The 19,612-nt window shown below is 60.7% G+C and carries 16 protein-coding genes; 7 read left to right on the top strand and 9 right to left on the bottom strand.

Going from position 1 to position 19,612, the window contains the following annotated elements:
- Positions 1–6: 6 nt before the first annotated feature.
- The 5 genes from mnmE to rpmH form a co-directional block, all read right to left on the bottom strand.
- Positions 7–1,386, bottom strand: coding sequence for a tRNA uridine-5-carboxymethylaminomethyl(34) synthesis GTPase MnmE (gene mnmE, locus K0F85_RS26030; protein WP_219118746.1), 1,380 nt, complete (start codon positions 1,384–1,386; stop codon positions 7–9).
- Between the two features lie 183 nt (positions 1,387–1,569).
- Positions 1,570–3,306 carry a membrane protein insertase YidC gene (gene yidC / locus K0F85_RS26025; protein WP_219118745.1) on the bottom strand — a complete coding sequence of 579 codons (1,737 nt, stop codon included), beginning with the start codon at positions 3,304–3,306 and terminating at the stop codon, positions 1,570–1,572.
- An 11-nt stretch (positions 3,307–3,317) separates the two neighbouring features.
- Positions 3,318–3,578, bottom strand: a complete 261-nt coding sequence (gene yidD, locus K0F85_RS26020) for a membrane protein insertion efficiency factor YidD (protein WP_010401993.1) — start codon at positions 3,576–3,578, stop codon at positions 3,318–3,320.
- Complete coding sequence (rnpA, locus tag K0F85_RS26015) at positions 3,575–4,012, bottom strand: ribonuclease P protein component (RefSeq protein ID WP_219118744.1); 438 nt, start codon at positions 4,010–4,012, stop codon at positions 3,575–3,577. The genes yidD and rnpA overlap by 4 nt, the downstream gene beginning before the upstream one ends.
- A 23-nt stretch (positions 4,013–4,035) precedes the next feature.
- Complete coding sequence (gene rpmH, locus K0F85_RS26010) at positions 4,036–4,170, bottom strand: 50S ribosomal protein L34 (RefSeq protein WP_010401996.1); 135 nt, start codon at positions 4,168–4,170, stop codon at positions 4,036–4,038.
- A gap of 513 nt (positions 4,171–4,683) precedes the next feature.
- On the opposite strand from rpmH, the gene dnaA reads away from it, so the two are divergent.
- The 5 genes from dnaA (at position 4,684) to K0F85_RS25985 (ending at position 12,246) form a co-directional block, all read left to right on the top strand.
- The gene (dnaA, locus tag K0F85_RS26005; protein ID WP_034781304.1) at positions 4,684–6,078 is read left to right on the top strand and encodes a chromosomal replication initiator protein DnaA; all 1,395 of its coding nucleotides are present in this window, start codon (positions 4,684–4,686) and stop codon (positions 6,076–6,078) included.
- 150 nt (positions 6,079–6,228) lie between these two features.
- The gene (dnaN, locus tag K0F85_RS26000) at positions 6,229–7,335 is read left to right on the top strand and encodes a DNA polymerase III subunit beta (RefSeq protein ID WP_219118743.1); all 1,107 of its coding nucleotides are present in this window, start codon (positions 6,229–6,231) and stop codon (positions 7,333–7,335) included.
- A gap of 80 nt (positions 7,336–7,415) precedes the next feature.
- Complete coding sequence (gene gyrB / locus K0F85_RS25995) at positions 7,416–9,914, top strand: DNA topoisomerase (ATP-hydrolyzing) subunit B (protein WP_219118742.1); 2,499 nt, start codon at positions 7,416–7,418, stop codon at positions 9,912–9,914.
- 140 nt (positions 9,915–10,054) lie between these two features.
- A complete protein-coding gene (locus K0F85_RS25990) occupies positions 10,055–10,978 on the top strand; it encodes a helix-turn-helix domain-containing GNAT family N-acetyltransferase (protein WP_306986041.1) in 924 nt (307 codons plus the stop codon).
- A gap of 206 nt (positions 10,979–11,184) precedes the next feature.
- Positions 11,185–12,246, top strand: a complete 1,062-nt coding sequence (locus tag K0F85_RS25985) for a GGDEF domain-containing protein (RefSeq protein WP_219118741.1) — start codon at positions 11,185–11,187, stop codon at positions 12,244–12,246.
- On the opposite strand, the gene K0F85_RS25980 is transcribed toward K0F85_RS25985, so the two are convergent.
- Positions 12,225–12,482: a hypothetical protein gene (locus K0F85_RS25980; protein ID WP_219118740.1), complete on the bottom strand. Its 258-nt coding sequence runs from the start codon at positions 12,480–12,482 to the stop codon at positions 12,225–12,227. The genes K0F85_RS25985 and K0F85_RS25980 overlap by 22 nt on opposite strands.
- A gap of 141 nt (positions 12,483–12,623) precedes the next feature.
- Here K0F85_RS25980 and K0F85_RS25975 point away from each other — a divergent pair, with 141 nt between their 5' ends.
- Together K0F85_RS25975 and K0F85_RS25970 are read left to right on the top strand one after the other, a co-directional pair.
- A complete protein-coding gene (locus K0F85_RS25975) occupies positions 12,624–13,595 on the top strand; it encodes a hypothetical protein (RefSeq protein WP_219118739.1) in 972 nt (323 codons plus the stop codon).
- 172 nt (positions 13,596–13,767) lie between these two features.
- Positions 13,768–14,919 carry an AI-2E family transporter gene (locus K0F85_RS25970; RefSeq protein ID WP_219118738.1) on the top strand — a complete coding sequence of 384 codons (1,152 nt, stop codon included), beginning with the start codon at positions 13,768–13,770 and terminating at the stop codon, positions 14,917–14,919.
- Between the two features lies 1 nt (position 14,920).
- Here K0F85_RS25970 and K0F85_RS25965 read toward each other — a convergent pair whose 3' ends face one another.
- The 3 genes from K0F85_RS25965 to K0F85_RS25955 all read right to left on the bottom strand — a co-directional run bounded on the left by K0F85_RS25965 (position 14,921) and on the right by K0F85_RS25955 (position 19,569).
- Positions 14,921–16,654 carry a methyl-accepting chemotaxis protein gene (locus K0F85_RS25965; RefSeq protein WP_219118737.1) on the bottom strand — a complete coding sequence of 578 codons (1,734 nt, stop codon included), beginning with the start codon at positions 16,652–16,654 and terminating at the stop codon, positions 14,921–14,923.
- Positions 16,655–16,991: 337 nt separating this feature from the next.
- The gene (locus K0F85_RS25960) at positions 16,992–18,614 is read right to left on the bottom strand and encodes a toxin-antitoxin system YwqK family antitoxin (protein WP_219118736.1); all 1,623 of its coding nucleotides are present in this window, start codon (positions 18,612–18,614) and stop codon (positions 16,992–16,994) included.
- A 40-nt stretch (positions 18,615–18,654) separates the two neighbouring features.
- Positions 18,655–19,569, bottom strand: coding sequence for a DMT family transporter (locus K0F85_RS25955; protein WP_219118735.1), 915 nt, complete (start codon positions 19,567–19,569; stop codon positions 18,655–18,657).
- Positions 19,570–19,612 lie beyond the last annotated feature (43 nt).

Below are 19,612 nucleotides of genomic sequence, written 5' to 3'. Positions count from 1 at the left end.
CCGCTCTTACTTGCCGATGCAGAAACGGCTGAAAATCACGCCCAGCAGATCGTCCGGCGAAAACTCGCCCGTGATGCTCGACAGTTGCACCTGCGCCAGGCGCAGCTCTTCGGCGAACAGATCGAGCGACTGATCGTCCTGCGCCGCGTGTTCGGCGGCGATGTCCAGGTGCTTGCCTGCCGATTTCAAGGCGATCAGATGGCGTTCGCGCGCCAGGTACAGCGATTCGCCCGTCTGCTGCCAGCCGGCAATGCGCAAGAGCTCCGCGCGCAACAAATCGATGCCGATGTGCTCGTGCGCCGACAGGTAGACGTGGGTGGCGTCGGGCAGGCTGTCGACGCTGGGTTTGTGGCCCGACAGGTCAATCTTGTTCCACACGCGCACCACGGGCACGCCTTCGGGGAAGGCGGCGACGATGGTTTCGTCGGCCAGGGTGGGGCCATGGTCGGCATCCAGCAGGTGCAAGATCACGTCGGCCTTGCCGATTTCGCCCCAGGTGCGCTCGATACCGATGCGCTCGACGGCGTCGATGGTGTCGCCCGCGCTGCGGATACCGGCCGTGTCGATGATGTTGAGCGGAATGCCTTCGATCTGGATGGTTTCGCTGACTTTGTCGCGCGTGGTGCCGGCGATCGGCGTGACAATCGCCACGTCGGCGCCCGCCAACGCGTTCAGCAACGATGACTTGCCGACATTCGGCTGGCCAGCCAGCACGACATTGAGGCCTTCGCGCAGCAGCGCGCCCTGCGCCGCCTGGGCAAACACTTTATTCAAGGCTTCGATGACGGCTTTCAACTGGCCGCGCGCATTCGATTTCTCCAGGAAATCGATTTCTTCTTCCGGAAAGTCCAGGGTTGCCTCGACCAACATGCGCAGTCCCGTCACCTGCTCTACCAGCGCGTGGATGGTGTTGGAGAACGCGCCCGACAGCGATTGCGAGGCGGACTTGGCCGCCGCTTCCGTGGATGCGTCGATCAGGTCGGCCACGGCTTCGGCTTGCGCCAGATCCAGCTTGTCATTCAAAAAGGCGCGGCGCGTGAATTCGCCAGGTTCGGCCAGGCGCAAACCGCTGTCCTTGCCTGCTTCCAGCACGCGCGCCAGCAGCAACTGCAACACCACGGGGCCGCCGTGCCCTTGCAATTCCAGCACGTCTTCGCCCGTATACGAATGCGGGCCCTTGAAGTGGATGGCGATGCCCTGGTCGATGATGGCGCCATCGCTTTCCGTGAATGGCAGGTAAGTGGCGTGGCGCGCCTTGAGCTGCTGCGCGCCGAACAGGGCCGTCATCAGGGGAGCGAGGTTTTTGCCGGAGGCGCGTACCACGCCGATGCCGCCGCGTCCCGGTGCGGTGGCGATGGCGGCGATAGGGGAAGAGTCGAGTTTCATGGGGATATTGTAGTGTATTCGGGGAAGGCTGCAGGGGCCGCGCTATTGTCAGCGACAAAGCGGTGCACATAAAGGGGGCGCTCAGTGGAAACCGACAAAACCCACTTTTTTGACATCGGCCCCATCGGGTCCGATGTCAAAAAAAAGCCCGCACAAGGCGGGCTTTCTGTTCGCTGGCCGGAATTACTTGGCGGCAGGCGCGTATTTCTTGGTGATCACCCATTGCTGGCCGATCGACAGGACGTTGTTGACGACCCAGTAGAGTACCAAGCCCGACGGGAAGAAGAAGAACATCACCGAGAATGCCAGTGGCATGAACAGCATCATCTTCGCTTGCATCGGATCGGCCGGGGCCGGGTTCAGCTTGGTCGTGATGTACATCGAGATCGCGTACAGCACAGGCAGGATGCACCATGGGTCATGCTGGGCCAGATCGGTGATCCAGCCGATCCATGGCGCGCCGCGGATTTCCACGGACGCGTTCAGCACCCAGTACAGGGCGATAAAGACGGGCATCTGGATCAGAATCGGCAGGCAGCCGCCCAGCGGATTGATCTTTTCCGTCTTGTACAGCTCCATCGTGGCCTGGTTCATCTTTTGCGGATCGCCTTTGTAGCGCTCGCGGATCGCCTGCATCTTCGGCGTGACCAGTTTCATCTTGGCCATGCTGCGGTAGCCGGCGGCCGACAAGGGGAAGAATGCCAGCTTGATCAGGATCGTGAAGGCGATGATGGTCCAGCCCCAGTTGCCCAGCACGCTGTGAATATGTTCCATGACCCAGAAGATCGGCTTGGCGATGATGGTCAGCCAGCCGTAATCCTTGACCAGCTCCAGGCCAGGCGATACCGTTTCAAGCTGATGCGCGATTTGCGGCCCCGAGTACAGCTTGCTGTCCATGCTGGCCGTGGCGCCTGGCGCCAGGGTAGGCAATGGCAGCACGTTGCCGATGGCGTACAGGTTGGTGCCGACCTTCTTGGTGAAGATGTCGCGCTTGGCGTTTTCAGGCGGAACGAAGGCGGAAACGAAGAAGTGTTGCGAAATAGCAAACCAGCCGCCATTCGCCGTCGCCGGGTGCAAGCCCTTCATGGCGTTGTCGTTGCCCTTCTTCTCGTCTTCCACGGCCGCTTTTTCGATTTTCTCGAACGTCAGCTTCTGGTACTTGTCCTGCGGCGTGTACAGCGTCGGACCGGTGAAGCTGCTGTTGAAGAAGGAGTCGCCGACCGGCTTGTTGCCGTCATGCGTCAGTTGCAGATACAGCTGCGGCGTAACGGCTGCCGCGCCCACGTTGGCCACGTCGTGGCGCACGTCGATGACGTAGTCGCCACGCTTGAAGGTAAACGTCTTGGTCAGCTTGACGCCGCCTTCGACCGCTTCCATCACCAGTTGCACTTGCTTGCCGTCACCGAGGGTACGCACGCCAGGCTGCACGGTGAAACCGCTCGCATGGGTAGGGAAAGGACCGCCGACCAGGCCCGATTGCGCCAGGTAGGTGTGGTTCGCGCCTTCGTCGAACAGCACTTCGTTTTGCTTGCCGTCATCGGGCTGGCACACCTTGAACAGGCCGAAGCAGCCGCCAAACCAGCCCGGATTGCCAGCGCCCTTGAATTTCAGCAATTCCAGACGCTTGACCTGGCCGCCCAGGGTGTCGATGTCGACCTTGATGACGTCGGTGGTGATGGTAATCACTTCGCGCTTGAACGCGGCGGGATCGACAGCCTCGCCCGGCAGGGCAGGCACGCCTGCTGCAGCTGCGGCAGCCAGGGCATCCGTCTTGGCAGGGGTCGCAGGCGCCTTGGCGGTTTGTTCCGTGTTCGCGGAGAACATCGACGGCTTGCCGTTCGAGATCATCCATTCGTTCCAGAGAATTACCAGCGAGACGGAAAACACGATCCACAGGATGGTACGTTTATTGATATCCATTAGGGTATTTGTCAGGAGTGGTTGCAACCGCAAGCGGTCGTTGAAGATTGTTTGCAATCGGCCGGCGGCACCGGGTCGACGCCCCCTTCATTCCAGGGGTGGCAACGGCACAGGCGCTTGGCAGCCAGCAGGCTGCCCTTGGCAGTACCGTGCACGCGCAGCGCTTCCATCGCGTAATGCGAACAGCTCGGATAGAAACGGCAATTCTGTCCCAGCATGGGGCTGATCAGCAACTGATAAGCGCGCAGCAGGAACAGCAGCAGGGTTTTCATGGCGCGGATGGTGGTGGCGCAGCAACAGAACGGGCCTGGGCGGCGATTTGCGCCGCGAACAGGCGGCTCAACTCTTCACGCAACTCGGCTTTGAGCCGGGCTGTGGTGGCCGGACCATCCTTGCTGTTGACGGCGCGCGACAAACGCACCACGCAGTCGACCGGTGGCATCGCGCTGTTGCGAAACAGCTCGCGCGTGACGCGCTTGATCGTGTTGCGGGTCGCCGCGCGTGGCGCGAAACGCTTGGCCACAACGACGCCCAGCCGCGCATGCGGCAATTGATTGTGTCGGGTGTACAGCACAAAATGCGCTGTTTTTTGCGAAGGGCGCAAACGAAAAACGGATGAAAATTCATCCGTTTTAACGATACGCCGAACGCGCGCGAAGTCGTGTGAACCTTCGCGTTGATTGCCGACTGGAGTACAGCTAGCCACGCGATCAGCTGTCAACGACAAGCCTAGACGGCCAGACGTTTGCGGCCCTTTGCGCGACGTGCGTTGAGCACATCACGGCCACCACGGGTAGCCATACGAGCGCGGAAGCCGTGCGTACGCTTGCGGCGAACGACGGAAGGTTGGTAAGTACGTTTCATGTTGGTCTCGCTAAAAACAAAAAAAATGCAAAATCGGGTCTGACGTCCCGTCAGTTTTTGGTGCCAATGACAATCGCGCACTTATGCCAAGGCACAAGCTGGCCAATCTCATCGCCCGCTTAATCCACGCTTAGTCCATATTGTCGTTCCAAATGAATAAACACGGAATACGGGCGGGGAACCCTGAATTATTCAGCATATGCCCCCCTCTTGTCAAGGATTGCCGTGATCGCCTGGAAATTTCCGCGCCGGCCCCCATCTGCCGGCAAGGCCCCGCTGCAGGCCGCGCCAGCTCTGCCTGCGACGGGATAACCGGGGGATAAGTCGCCTCTTATGCACATGGCGCCCCACCCTGCCACAGAAAAATAACAGCTGTGCCTGTGGATAACTTTGTCAGTCGGGAGTAGAATAGCGCGTTACGTGTGGCGAGCCCTCGCGCGACGCCGGCCTTGCAACACGGTGAACGCAGGGCAGAATCGATACGCCCTCCCACACCTTTTCACATAGACATACATGGATAATTTCTGGCAGGCCTGTTCCGCGCAGTTGGAACTGGAGCTGACACCGCAACAATTCAGTGCGTGGATCAAACCGCTTATCCCTCTCGATTACGAAGAGGGCAAGCTGCGCATTGCTGCGCCCAATCGCTTCAAGCTCGATTGGGTCAAGACCCAGTTCGCCAGCCGCATCACTGCCCTGGCCATTCAGTACTTCGAAGCGCCGACGGAAGTGCAGTTCGTGCTCGACCCGCGCCTGGCCCTGCCGAAGAAACCCGTCACCGCCAGCACCCCGGCCAGCGATCCGAATGGCGGCGCGCCCAGCGCGCGCGCTGCGGAGCCGCAGCCCAGCGTGCCGGAACTGAGCATCGGCGCGGCGCCGCGCCGCGAGCAGAGTCGCATCAACACCGACCTGACCTTCGACAGCTTCGTGACCGGTAAGGCCAACCAGCTGGCGCGCGCCGCCGCCATCCAGGTGGCGAACAATCCCGGCGTGTCGTATAACCCGCTGTTCTTCTACGGCGGCGTCGGCCTCGGCAAGACCCACTTGATCCACGCCATCGGCAACCAGGTAATGGCTGACAATCCGGGCGCGAAAATCCGCTACATCCACGCGGAACAGTACGTTCGCGACGTAGTGACCGCTTACCAACGCAAGGGTTTCGACGATTTCAAGCACTACTATCACTCGCTCGACATGCTGCTGATCGATGATATTCAATTCTTTGGCGGCAAGAGCCGCACGCAGGAAGAGTTTTTCTATGCCTTCGAGGCATTGATTGCCGCAAAGAAACAAATCATCATCACTTCGGATACGTATCCGAAGGAAATCACGGGCATGGATGACCGCCTGATCTCGCGCTTCGACTCGGGCCTGACGGTGGCCATCGAACCGCCGGAACTGGAAATGCGCGTGGCCATTCTGCTGAAAAAAGCCAAGCAGGAAGGCGTGACCTTCTCCGACGACGTGGCCTTCTTTGTCGCCAAGCACTTGCGTTCGAACGTGCGCGAACTCGAAGGCGCGCTGCGCAAGATCCTGGCCTACTCGCGTTTCCATGGCAAAGACATCACCATCGATATCGTCAAGGAAGCGCTGAAGGACTTGCTGTCGGTGCAAAACCGCCAGATTTCCGTGGAAAACATCCAGAAAACGGTAGCCGACTTCTTCAATATCAAGGTCGCCGACATGTATTCGAAGCGCCGCCCCGCGAATATTGCCCGGCCGCGCCAGATCGCCATGTACCTGGCCAAGGAATTGACACAGAAGAGCCTGCCGGAAATCGGCGAGCTGTTCGGTGGCCGCGACCACACCACGGTGCTGCACGCCGTGCGCAAGATCGCGCTGGACCGCACCAAGAACCCGGAATGCAACCATGAATTGCATGTGCTGGAACAAACACTAAAGGGCTAGGCGCCGCTTGGGCAAGACTGGCTCAAAACGTGCTTTACCCTTATTATCTGGGAGGGCACCGCAGCCGGTCTGTCGGGGCTCCCTATGGCAACAATTGTTAAATTAATACGTTAAACGTCGTACTGTTCAACCTATACATTGAGGATAAATATGCAATTGGTCAAAACCACCCGAGATACCCTTCTCCGGCCACTGCAGATCGTGAGCGGTATTGTCGAGCGTCGGCACACTATGCCGATTCTGGCCAATATCCTCATCCGCAAAGACGGTGAAAATGTCTCCTTCCTGTCGACCGACACCGAAGTGCAGATCACCACGCACGCGCAAATCGGTTCCGGCGCAGACGTTACCGGCACCACCGTGGCCGCGCGCAAGCTGCTCGACATCCTGCGCGCCCTGCCTGAATCGGGCGACGTCACGATGACCCTGCTGAACAAGCGCCTGACCGTGCAAACGGGCAAGTCGCGCTTCGCCCTGCAAACCCTGGCGGCGGAAGAGTTTCCGACCGTGCAACAGGCGGAAAGCTACAACGCGACCGTCACCCTGCCGCAGAAAACGCTGAAGCACCTGTTCAACATGGTGCATTTCTCGATGGCGCAGCAAGACATTCGCTACTACCTGAACGGCTTGCTGCTGGTGTTGGATGGCAATCATGTCATCGCCGTGGCCACCGACGGCCACCGCCTGGCGTTTTGCCAGGTGGCCACCGAGCAAACCTTCGCGCGCCAGGAAGTCATCATCCCGCGCAAGACCATCATCGAACTGCAGCGCCTGCTGGAAGAGAACGATGAGCCGGTCCAGCTGGACATCGCCGCCAACCAGGTGAAACTGACCTTTGCCGACATCGAGCTGATCTCGAAGCTGGTGGAAGGCAAGTTCCCCGACTACACGCGCGTGATTCCAAAAGGCTATAAAAACGATTTCACCATCGGCCGCGATGAGCTGCTGCGCTCGCTGCAACGCGCCGCCATCATGACCAGCGACAAGTTCAAGGGCGTGCGCTGCATTATCACCCCGGGCAGCATGAAGATCAGCTCGACCAATGCGGACCAGGAAGAAGCCGTCGAAGAGCTGGAAATCGACTACGGCGGCGATTCCGTCGACATCGGCTTCAACGTGACGTATCTGCTGGACGTGCTGAACAATCTGAAATGCGAATACGTCAACATCGCGCTGGGCGACTCGAACTCGTCCGCCCTGATCTCCATCCCTGACAATGCCGACTTCAAGTATGTCGTCATGCCGATGCGGATTTAAGCGTAACCCAATGCAAAACTGGGGTCCGGCCTATCAGGCCCGGCCCCGCAATCAGCAATCGTTATTTGAGAAAGCAGTCCATGTCCGAGAATCCACAAGACACCCCGATCCAGGCCAAAACGGAAGAATACGGCGCCTCCTCCATCCAGATCCTGGAAGGCCTGGAAGCCGTGCGCAAACGCCCCGGCATGTACATTGGCGACACCTCGGACGGCACCGGCTTGCACCATCTGGTATTCGAAGTGCTGGACAATTCGATCGATGAATCGCTGGCCGGCCACTGCACGGAAATCCACGTCACCATCCACAGCGACAACTCGATCTCGATCACCGACAATGGCCGCGGCGTGCCGACCGGCCTGAAAATGGACGACAAGCACGATCCGAAGCGTTCGGCGGCGGAAATCGTCATGACCGAACTGCACGCGGGCGGCAAGTTCGACCAGAACTCGTACAAAGTCTCGGGTGGCTTGCACGGCGTGGGCGTGTCTTGCGTGAATGGCCTGTCGAAACTGCTGAAACTGACCATCCGCCGCGATGGCAAAGTGCATCACATGGAATTCGTCCGCGGCGTGCCGCAAGACCGCCAGATCGTCATGGTGGGCGACATCGCGACGTCGCCGATCAAGGTCATCGGCGAAACGGACAAGCGCGGCACCGACGTGCATTTCTGGGCCGACGAAGAGATTTTCACGCACGTGGAATTCCACTACGAAATCCTGGCCAAGCGCATCCGCGAACTGTCCTTCCTGAACAATGGCGTCAACATCAAGTTGTCCGACCAGCGCACTGGCAAGGAAGAAATCTTCGCCTTCGAAGGCGGCACGCGCGGCTTCGTCGAGTACATCAACAAGGCCAAGTCGGTTTTGCACCCGACCATTTTCCAGGCCACGGGCGAGCGCATGTCGGACCAGGGCACGAACATCACGGTCGACGTGTCGATGCAGTGGAACGATGCCTACAATGAACAGGTGCTGTGCTTTACAAATAACATCCCGCAACGCGACGGCGGCACCCACCTGACGGGCTTGCGCGCGGCCATGACGCGCGTGATCAACAAATACATCGATGAACACGAGTTCGCCAAGAAGGCGAAAGTGGAAATCAACGGTGACGACATGCGCGAAGGCCTGACCTGCGTCCTGTCGGTGAAAGTGCCGGAACCGAAATTCTCGTCGCAGACGAAAGACAAGCTGGTGTCGTCGGAAGTGCGCGGCCCCGTCGAAGAGATCGTCGCCAAGACCCTGGCAGATTACCTGCAAGAAAAACCGAACGATGCCAAGATCATTTGCGGCAAGATCGTCGAAGCGGCACGCGCCCGTGAAGCGGCCCGCAAGGCCCGCGATTTGACGCGCCGCAAAGGCATCATGGATGGCCTGGGCCTGTCGGCCAAGCTGGCCGACTGCCAAGAAAAAGACCCCGCCCTGTGCGAACTGTACATCGTCGAGGGTGACTCGGCAGGTGGCTCGGCAAAACAGGGACGCGACCGCAAATTCCAGGCGATTCTGCCACTGCGCGGTAAAGTGCTGAACGTGGAAAAAGCCCGCTTCGAGAAAATGCTGTCGTCCGAGCAGATCACCACCCTGATCGCCACGCTCGGCACCTCGATCGGTCCTGACGAATTCAACGTCGAGAAACTGCGCTACCACCGCATCATCATCATGACCGATGCGGACGTCGACGGCGCCCACATCCGTACCCTGCTGCTGACCCTGTTCTACCGCCAGATGCCGCAACTGGTCGAACGCGGCCACATCTACATCGCGCAACCGCCGCTGTACAAAGTGAAAGCCGGCCGCGACGAGCGTTATCTGAAGGATGACACCGAGGAAGCGAGCTACATGATGACGGTGGCGCTGAACACGGCCGTGCTGGTGCCGCGCACAGGCGCGGAAGGCATTTCCGGCGAGACCCTGACCGAACTGGTGCGCAAGTTCAACCTGTCGAACACCATCATGACGCGCCTGACGCGCGTCATCGACCGCGCCGCCCTGACGGCCATCATGACGGGCGTGCAGCTGGACCTGTCGACCCTGGACCTGGCGGAAACCTCCGCCCTGGCCCTGCAGACGGCCATCAACGACAGCGCCGTGCGCGTGCATGTGCGTTCCGACGACCTGTCGGAAAAACACAAGCTGCACATCGAACGCATGCATCACGGTAACGTGAAAGTGACGGCTATCGACGCCGACTTCGTGCAAGGCCCGGACTACGCCGTGCTGAGCAACGGTGCTGCCACCTTCGAAGGCTTGATCGGCGAAGGCGCATTCGTGCGTCGCGGCGAAGGCGAGCGCATCAAGGAAATAGCCGTGGTCGACTTCCACCAGGCAGTGCAATGGCTGCGCGACGAAGCCGAACGCACGGTCTCGAAACAGCGCTACAAGGGTCTGGGTGAAATGAACCCCGACCAGTTGTGGGAAACCACGATGGACCCGACCGTGCGCCGCCTGCTCAAAGTACAGATCGAAGACGCCATTGCGGCGGATCAAATCTTCACCACCCTGATGGGCGACGACGTGGAACCGCGCCGCGCCTTCATCGAAAACAACGCGCTGCGCGCTGGCAATATCGACGTGTAAGCCAGCTTCGCTGGTTTCCGTTGCACCCAAGGCGGCCCTCTTCAGGGCCGCTTTTTTTATGCGTGGCAGAATCCTTGCGCCATATTGACATACTTGCCAAAAGCAATCAATATTCTGCCAGAAGCAAGCAAATGGAGCTAATGATGTCAACGCAATCACTGAGCGAGCGCACGGAGATCGTGCGCCGTTTCAACCGTTTCTATACGCGCCAGATTGGCGTGCTGCATGAACACTTGCTGGACAGCGCGTTTTCGCTGACGGAAGTGCGCATCCTGTATGAGCTGGCGCATCGTGAACAACTGACCAGTGCGGACCTGTGCCGCGAGCTGGGCTTGAACGCGGGCTACTTGAGCCGTGTCATTGCCGGGTTCGAAAAGCAGGGGCTGATCGCCAAGACGCGCTCGCCCACGGATGCACGCGCGGCACAATTGCAGCTGACCGAACAGGGACAACGCACTCTGGCGCCCCTGGTCGACGCCTCGCGGCGCGAAGTGGCGGCCATGCTGGAACGCTTGCCGCCAACGGCGCAGCAGGAATTGGTCGCTGCCATGGGCCAGATCCAGGGTTTGCTGGGGCAGCCATCACCCGCTTATATCCTGCGCAATCCGCAACCGGGCGACATGGGCTGGATCATCCACCGGCAAGCCCTGCTGTATGCGCAGGAATATGGCTGGAACAACGAGTACGAAGCACTCGTTGCCGACATCGTCGCCAAGTTCGTGCGGGAATTCGACCCGGCCCGTGAGCGCTGCTGGATCGCCGAGAAGGACGGTAAGGTGATCGGTTCGGTCTTCATCGTGCGTCAGGACGACACGACGGCCAAGCTGCGCCTGCTATATGTCGATCCCTGCGCGCGTGGCCTGGGCATCGGCAGCCGCTTGGTCGATGAATGCCTGCGCTTCAGCCGCCAGGTGGGCTACACGAAAATGGTGCTGTGGACCAACAGCATCCTCACAGGCGCACGGCGCATCTACGACAGGGCTGGCTTCGAGCTGGTCGAGGAAGAGGCGCATCACAGCTTTGGCAAGGACTTGCTGGGCCAGGTCCTGGCGCGCGATCTGTAAGCAGGCGCTTGCCTGCCCCTGGCGGGGAGGCGACTGTGGCGGCACGAGGACACTTGCCGCCAATTTCCTCGCCCATATCCCCGTTGCCCCCAAGAAGCCAGTACACTAGTTCCTGAGCGCAACTACCTTTATACGCGCACCAAGCCGCCTGTCATTGCCGGGAGGCGTCCCTGCCGCAAGGCGTGTTGTCTGCCTGGACAAATGTCATGTTCACCTCGCGCAGCCTGTCTCCTGCTTTCTACTATTTGTTCTTCTCAGGAGAGCCGCCGCAGCAACAGCGCTTTTTCAAGGAATTGCATTTCATTTCGGTTGCCATCCTGACGTTTGGCCTGGCTTGCTGGCTGGCCACATACACCCTGACCTTGTCGCGCGCTACGCTCGATCATGCGCAAGCTGCGCTGGGCGTGACGGGCATGCTGGTCGGGCTGCTGCTGGCCGTGTATGCCAGGTCGCTGCAGGCCATTATCGCCAGCGGCACCGTCAGCGTATTGTTCATCGCTTTCAGCTTTCGCGTGCTGCTGCTGGGCACGGAAGACCCCGCTTTCTGGGTGCTGCCGCTGGGCGTGATGATCACCCTGACGACGGCGCCCATCTTCAGCGGCATTGCGTATTACCTGGGCGTGTCGCTGGGCGTGTGGGCGATCCTGGGACTGGGGCAGTTTCCCGTGCATGCGGGCCAGGCCGACCAGCATTGGCCCATGCTGGCCGTCACCATCAGCGTGATCATCGGCCTGGCGCTGAATATCTATTTTCTCGTCTTGCGCATCCATAACTATCGTGCCCAGCGAGAACTGGCGACGATGGCTTACAAGGATGGCTTGACCGGGCTCAACAACCGACGCATGTTTACGCAAAGCGCGCGCGTGCTGCAGCGTACGGCGCTCACGCCCGCTTACTTTTTAATGATCGACATCGACGACTTCAAGCAAATCAACGACATGTGCGGCCATGACGTGGGCGACGAGGTGCTGAAAAAGATTGCCGAGGTGATCGCCGAGGTATCGGGCGAGCACCTGTGCGGCCGCCTGGGCGGCGAAGAGTTCGCCGTCATTTACCTGGGTGAAAAGAACGCGGCCTGCGCCTTTGCCGCGCAACTGGTCGACAGCGTCGAGGCGGCTTTCGTGCCGGAACGCAAGGTGTCCGTCAGCATCGGCATCGCGGAAATGATCAAGGAAGCCGACTTGTCGCACAGCTACCGGCGTGCCGATGAGTCACTGTACCAGGCCAAGAAGAACGGCAAGAACCGCTACGTGCTCAACGCCGCCTGAACATCGCCAATGGGCCTGGCATCGAGCAGCGCCAGCAAGGCTTGCGACGACATCTTCCAGGGATCGCGCTGCTCAAGATACACCTCATAGCAGCCGTCCCGGGCGCCGATCTTGAAGACGGTCAAGGGGATGTGCTTGCTCTCCAAGCAGGCCAGCATGCGGCGGAGCAAGCGGCTCACCTTGGCGTGCTCGTCCGTATACAAAGAGCAGGTATAGAAACAGCCCGCCTCTCCCATGCGCAATATCCTGGCCATGGCAATGCGGACAGTGATTCAAAAGCCAAGTTTGGCAGAAAGCGTTTCATTCCTGAAATGCTAAGATCACAGCGCGCGCATGTCGGCAAACCGACCGGCATGGCGTCTCGACAAGGATTGCCATTGAACACCTGTATTCGCCGCATCTTGCCCCTGCTGTCGCTGTGCGCGGCCTTGGTCACGTCCCCCTTTGCGCTGGCGCAAGCGCAGGCAGCCGAAGATGCCGCCTTCGTGGCCGCCAGCGTGCCCGTACCATCGGCGCCGCTGCGCCTGAGCGCGCATCCCGAAATTCGCGCCGACGTCTTCAAGCTGCTCGGCTATGCGCGCGGCAGCTATACACAGAGAAACACCCTGATCGCGCGCCAGGTGCTCGACAGCATGCAGTCACTGGACGACATCACGCGCACCATGCTGCCCGACGGGCGCTCGGTGCTGGCCTCCATCAACCCTAGCGGACACGGCGCACAGCGCGCCGCCCTGCTGTTCGACCCGCAACGCAAGCTGTTGGCACTGGCCCTGGTCAACGGCCATTGCGACCCCGACTGTCTGCCGCCCACGCACGCCGTGCTGACCTTGTTCCTGCCACCGGACCTAGAAGACGAGATGGCTGCGCCGCTGCTGATCTGGGCGCGGCAATTGCCGCCCATGCTGGCACAGGCTGCCCCGGAACAGCGGCAAAGCATTGCTGTGGTGGAATACATCACCACCCGCCCCGGCCGGCCCGGCTGGCATCAGCGCGACGTACCGCCCGGCTTTCCCGCCAGCTTGCTTCACCTGCTGCTGCCGAATGCGGAATTGACCGGCAGGTCCAGCGGCGGCAAACCCATCGCACCGACGAACCTGGCAAGTTTGGACGCGGCCGAGGCTGGCGACCAGCCCATGCCCGCTGCCAGCATCAGCCTGCGCAGCTATGCCGATTTCCACTGGGTGCTCAACACCTACGCCAAACTGGCCAAGGGCGCGCAAGTGCAGGGCCATGACGACAAAGTTGTGTTCACGGGCAGCGATACGAGCGGCCGCTACACGGTGACCTTGCGCGAGCCGGACAAGGAAAACGGCGTCTTCATCACCGTGGCCAGCTGGCGGGAAAAATAGGCTGGAGGGAATGAGGGATAGAAGAAAGCATTGCTATTACGCACAAGAGCATGGCATTTTGGCATTTTGCGGTATGATTTCCGGCCGTGCGGCGCGGCCCGATCCCTGCCTTGCCCACCCAGTCCGTCAAGCCAGCCACGCTTGCGTAGCATCCTGCCTCTAAGGAATTCATATGTTCGGTTTTAACTTGCGCGTTGCCAAGATGGTGTGGACGGCTTTTCTCGTCGCTTTTTTGTTATTTCTCACGTACAAGGTGTCGTCTACCCTGATCGTGGTGGTGTTTGCAGTGTTCTTCAGTTACCTCGTGTATCCGCTGATCGGGTTGCTGGAGCGGTATGGGCCGAAGCGCCTGCCGCGCACGGCCGCCATCGGCATCGTCTTTCTGGTGGTGATATTGCTGGTAGCCATACTGGGCTCCATCTTCGGTGCCCGCATCGAGGAAGAAGCCAGCAAGCTCAGCGCGCAATTGCCGACCCTGCTCAAAGGCAATAATTTTGCCGAGCGCATTCCTTTGCCGGAATTCATGGAACCCTTGCGCGCGCGCCTGCTGTCGTTCATGCAGACGCAGCTCAGCAGCGGTACCGGCCAGGCCATGCCGCTGGCGAAAGAACTGGGCATGACCGTCATGCATGCGGCGAGCAACCTGATCTATCTGGTGCTGGTGCCCGTGCTGAGCTTTTTGCTGATCAAGGAAGGCCCGGACATGCGCGACGGCTTGCTCTCCTTGCTGAACCGCCCGAACAAGAAGCTTTGGGGCGCCATCATCGATGACCTCGACATCCTGCTGTCGCGCTATGTGCGCGCCCTGCTGCTGTTGTCGATCGCCACTTTTGTGTCCTACAGCATCGCCTTTTCCATGATGGGCGTCCCATACAGCCTGCTGCTGGCGGGCGCCGCCGCCCTGCTGGAATTCATCCCGTTTGCCGGTCCGCTGGCCGCCGCCGTCATCGCCGTGGTCGTTGCCGGTTTCAGTGGTTACGAGCACGTGTTCTGGCTGATCGGCTTTATTGCCGCCTACCGTTTATTCCAGGATTACGTGGTCAACCCGTATTTGATGAGCGAAGGCGTGGAAGTAAGCCCGCTGATGGTGATCGTCGGCTTGCTGGCCGGCGACCAGTTGGGTGGCGTGGTCGGCATCTTCCTGTCGGTACCTGTGATGGCCGCCATCAAGATCGTCTTCGTGCGTGCGCGGGCGGCCTTGCAGGCGCGCCATGATGCGCTGGAGAAAGCGGAGCAGGCGGCAGAGGAAGCGCGCGCCCAGGCCCTGGCCGAGGCGGCGCTGCTGCAGGAACAGGGCAGCAAGGCCACCCTGCCAGCGCAGTAGTTTAAAACTCTTCCCACTCGCCGCTGTTATCTGCGGCGGGCTTGGCCGGACGCGGTTTTGCGGCGGCGACAGGTGCTGCCGCAGCGCGGGACGGCGCCAGGCGCAGGGCCGGACGTTTCAAGGCCGTGCTGGTGGCGGCCACGACAGGCTTGCGCAAGGCGGGCTTGGCCGCTGCCGGGCCGCTATGGTTGGCGTCGAGCTTGAAAATGCTGACCATCTCGGCCAGCGCCGCTGCCTGCTCCTGCATCGCTTCCGAGGCGGCCGCCGCTTCTTCCACCAGCGCCGCATTCTGTTGCGTCACAGTGTCCATTTCCGCCACGGCTTGATTGATCTGGCCGATGCCCAGTTCCTGCTCGCGGCCGGCGGCGCTGATTTCTCCCATGATGTCCGTCACGCGGCGAATGCTGGCCACGATCTCGTCCATCGTCGTGCCCGTCTGGCTGACCAGCGCACTGCCGGCGCCCACGTTCTGCACCGATGCTTCGATGAGTGTCTTGATATCCTTGGCGGCGCTGGCCGAGCGGTGCGCCAGGTTGCGCACTTCCGTGGCGACGACGGCAAAGCCACGGCCCTGCTCGCCGGCGCGCGCCGCTTCCACGGCCGCGTTCAGGGCCAGGATGTTCGTCTGGAAGGCGATACCGTCGATCACGCCGATGATGTCGGCGATCTTTTTCGACGATTCACTGATGGTACCCATGGTATCGACCACTTGTGCCACCAGCGCGCCACCCTTGACGGCCACGTCCGAGGCAGAGACGGCCAGCTGGTTCGCCTGGCGCGCATTGTCCGAATTCTGCTTGACGGTCGAGGTCAGTTCTTCCAGCGACGAGGCGGTTTCTTCCAGGCTCGACGCTTGCTGCTCCGTGCGGCTGGACAAGTCCAGGTTGCCCGAGGCGATTTCATTGCTGGCCGTGGCGATGGCGCCGCTGCCGTCGCGCACGCCGCGCACGGTGGTCGACAGGCGTTCCTGCATTTTCTGCAAGCCCGTCAGCAAGGCACCCATCTCATCGTGGCGCGTGATGACAATGTCATTGGCCAGGTTGCCGTCCGAAATAGCGCCGAAATGGCGCAGGGCCTGGTCCAGCGGGCCAAAGATGGCGCGCAGCAGCAAGATGCTGGAAATAATGGTCAGCAAGGCGCCCACCAGCATGCCGCCGATGGCCATGGTCACTTGCGTGTGGTAGCTGGCCTGGCTATCGGCGTACATCTTGGCGGCACCGCTCACCTGGAACTGCGTCAATGTTTCGGCTGCCTGGTCCAGCGTGCGGTACAGAGGGGTCAGGCCCTTCATCATGAAGCCGTCCGCCTGCGCGATGTTACCCTCGAACAACGCCTTGCTCATAATTAACAAGCCATTGTTGATGTAGTCGCTGCGCTTCTTGTCCATGTCGTCGGACAGGCGTTTTTCTTCCGCGCCCTGCGGCAAGGCCAGATACACCTTCCAGGCCTTGTTCGAAGACTCGATAAACTGGCCGGCGCGCGCCAGCGTCTCTTTGGCTTCGGCGGCATCGGGGTGCACCATCACGCGGTCCATCGTGAACCGGGCACGGCCCAGGGAAATTTGCGCTTCGCCGATGGCTTGGGTCGATGCCAGCTGATTGCTGTAGACCTCGTTGAGGGTGTTGTTGGCCGATTTCAGGCTGATGATACTCATGATGCCCAGCACGGCGATCAGCAAGCCCAGCACACTCATGGTGGCAATCAGGCGCATTTTTATTGTTATATTCGACAGCATGCAGTTTCCTTGGTAAGGGCGCAACCATGCCTGCGCCAACCAAATGGGATAGCTGCAAGCGCCGATGGGCGGGTCACGTGAATTGTTCAGGACAGATCGATACGGCGTGTGCGGCGGCAGGGGGGAAGGCGGCCCGCGCATATCGTCAGGAGTGCAATACAGATCAACAGGGTTGAGGTTTTCCGTACTTTTAATTTCCTGATTGCAAGATACAGGGAAAGATTACCTGTAGCAACATTCAGCTGGGATTTTCACGCTTTGTAACAAGTGGATGATGTTTTTTGCGCAGAACTGGCATTCCGCTATCGTGCGCGGTCGCGCCGGAATGCCAGATATGTTAATACACGGTTTCTTCGATTAACTGGCCGTCGCTGCGAAAGTACTGGTGGCGCCCCACCTCCTTGCCCATGTTGTAGGCGCCGATATGGCGCGGTATGCCGTTCTTGAAATTCTCGATGCTGACGCCGTGCAGCACGCCCTTGTTCCAGTTGCGGTGAAATTGCGGCAGTTCACCATCGGGATAAAACAGGGTTTCCGCACCATCGCGCTTGCCGTCGGCAAACGAGCCCTGGTAACGTCGCTTGCCATCCGGATAAAAACTTTCCATCGTGCCCTCAAGCACACCCAGTCGGTAATGTTCGACCAGCAGCAGTTGGCCATCGGCCGCATACTGTTCCAGTTTGCCTTCCGGTTCACCATTGAGCATGGTCAACACCTGCCAGCCGCCGTCCGCCGTCGCCTTCTTCCACGGCCCCTGTTTCACATCATCGACGTAGTTGCCGCCACCGCCAGGTTCGACCCACTGGCCCTGCTTCTTGCCATGCACATAGTTGCCCTGCCATTGCACCACGCCATCGATACGGCGCTCGCTGGGACCGTCCAGGCGGTCTTTCACAAAATGGTCGTACCCAGTGAAGCTGTGCATGTCCGCTGCGCGCCATTCGGCCACGCCCGGGCTGACTTCCCAACGGCCCGTGCGCTGACCCCGCTGCATCATGCCCGTGGTGGTTTCGTCGCCGCTTTCATACGTCCATGGCCCCTCGGCCCTGTCATCGACATAGGCGCCAGACCAGCGGATGGTGTACGGCTCTTCGAAGTGCCATACGCCGGTGCGCTTGCCCAGCGCATACTGGCCACGGGCAAACACACTGCCCACGCAGCAATTCACCTCGTATTCGATGAATACGCCATCCTGGGTGGCGGCAAAGCGTTGCGGCTGCGTTTCCCAGGTGATCCACTTGACGTGGTAACTGGGCGCGTGGCCCCGTTCCCAGCCCTTGCCCAGCAGATACGTGACGGTCAGATAATGGCCATCCTTTTCCTGGAAGGTTTTTTTATAGGCAAACGCCGGCGCTTCCGCCGGTTTACCCGGCAGTAATTCACCGTCGATATTGAAATAGCCGACCAGGCTGCCATGGCCATGCTCGATGGCATCGAACTCGGCCACGCCCGTGGGCGCGTAAGCGATGCTGTAGTCGATCAGCTGCAAACGGGCCAGCGCCGCGCGCACCTGGGCCTCGTCCATGACCTTGGCGCCGTGTACGATGGCGTCCAGCGTGGGCTGCAAGGCGGCCACCTTGACCATTCTGCCGCCGTCGCGCTGGTAGCGGTAGGCATGCAAGCCAAAGGGGTTGTCACTGCGCCCGCCACTGCGGCTGAGCACCAGGGTGGTCTCGCCTTCGCTGTCGAGGTCAAGCTGGAACACGGCCTCGATGCTGGCCTTGCCATACTTGTCCAGGTTCATGCGTTTCTCGCTGCCTTGATTGCACTGGCAATAGTAGCCGTTGACCTCGCCATTTTCCCGCAGGAAGGCCAGCACCACGCCACCGTCGCGACGCTCGACGGCGCTGGCATAGGCCATGGGGGCGCCTTCGTAGAAACGGGAAGCTGCCTGTGCCGGCGCCAGGGCGCCCAGCGCCAGCAGCGCCGCCATCGCGCTCGTCCAAAATATTTGCCGCATGTCAACTCCACTGCCGAAAAACGCCATTATGCATGGTCGTTCAGGCAAGTCCCGACACTCCAGGACGCTGGCGCCACAGGGGCCGCTGCACCGTCTGCGCCAGCAACACGCCCAGCAGCGAAATACCGCCGCCGACCAGGTGATAAATATGCATGCTTTCGTGCAGCCAGACGATGGCCAGCAAGGCCGTCAGCAAAGGCAACAGGTTGACGTAGATGCTGCAGCGGTTCGGCCCCAGCAATTTCACGCCTTCGATCCACAGGTAGGACAGCACGATGGACGAGCCGATGCCCGCATAGCCGATCAGGGGCAAGGTGGTGGCGTCCAGCCTGGCGCTGCCGGGCGGCAGCAGCAGGAACAGCGGCAACATGCACGCCAGGGCCGCCAGCGCCTGGCAATAAATGGCTTGCCAAGCGGGAATCGATACACGCCAGCGACGCAGCAGCACGCCATACAGAGCAAAGCTCAGGCAGGCCAGCAGCATCAGCGCATCGCCCGCATGCACGCCCTGCTGCAGCAAGGCCAGCACGTCGCCGCGTCCGACCAGGTACAGCAAGCCGCCAAACGACAGCACGCCGCCTGCCGCCATGCCGAGCGTCAGACGCTCGCCCAGCAGCAAGACGCTGAGCAGGGCCGTCATCAGCGGCGCCAGCGCCGTGACGATGGCCATGTTGGTGGCCGTCGTCGATTCGGCGGCGCGGTAGGACAGGCTCTGGAACAGGGCCATCGACATCACGCCGCACAGGGCCAGCTGCCACCACTGGCGTCGGATGGCGGCGCGGTTGCGCCACAGGGGGCGGGCGATAAACGGCGTCATCACCAGCAAGACCAGCACCAGGCGGTAAAAGGTGATGGCCGTGGGGGCGATGCTGGACGCAGCCAGCTTGGACACGATGACGTTGCCAGCCCACAACAGCATGGCCAGAAACGGGTACAGATAGGCACGCACAGGCATGTGTAGCTCCAGGAATAGTGACGGGAAACCATCATGCCGCAGG

Origin of the sequence: Janthinobacterium sp. UMAB-56, from assembly GCF_900095265.1 — a bacterium.
In the GTDB taxonomy this organism is placed as follows: Bacteria; Pseudomonadota; Gammaproteobacteria; order Burkholderiales; family Burkholderiaceae_D; genus Janthinobacterium.
Note: the sequence above shows the minus strand (reverse complement) of the source record. Positions and strands in the feature narration are given on the sequence as shown.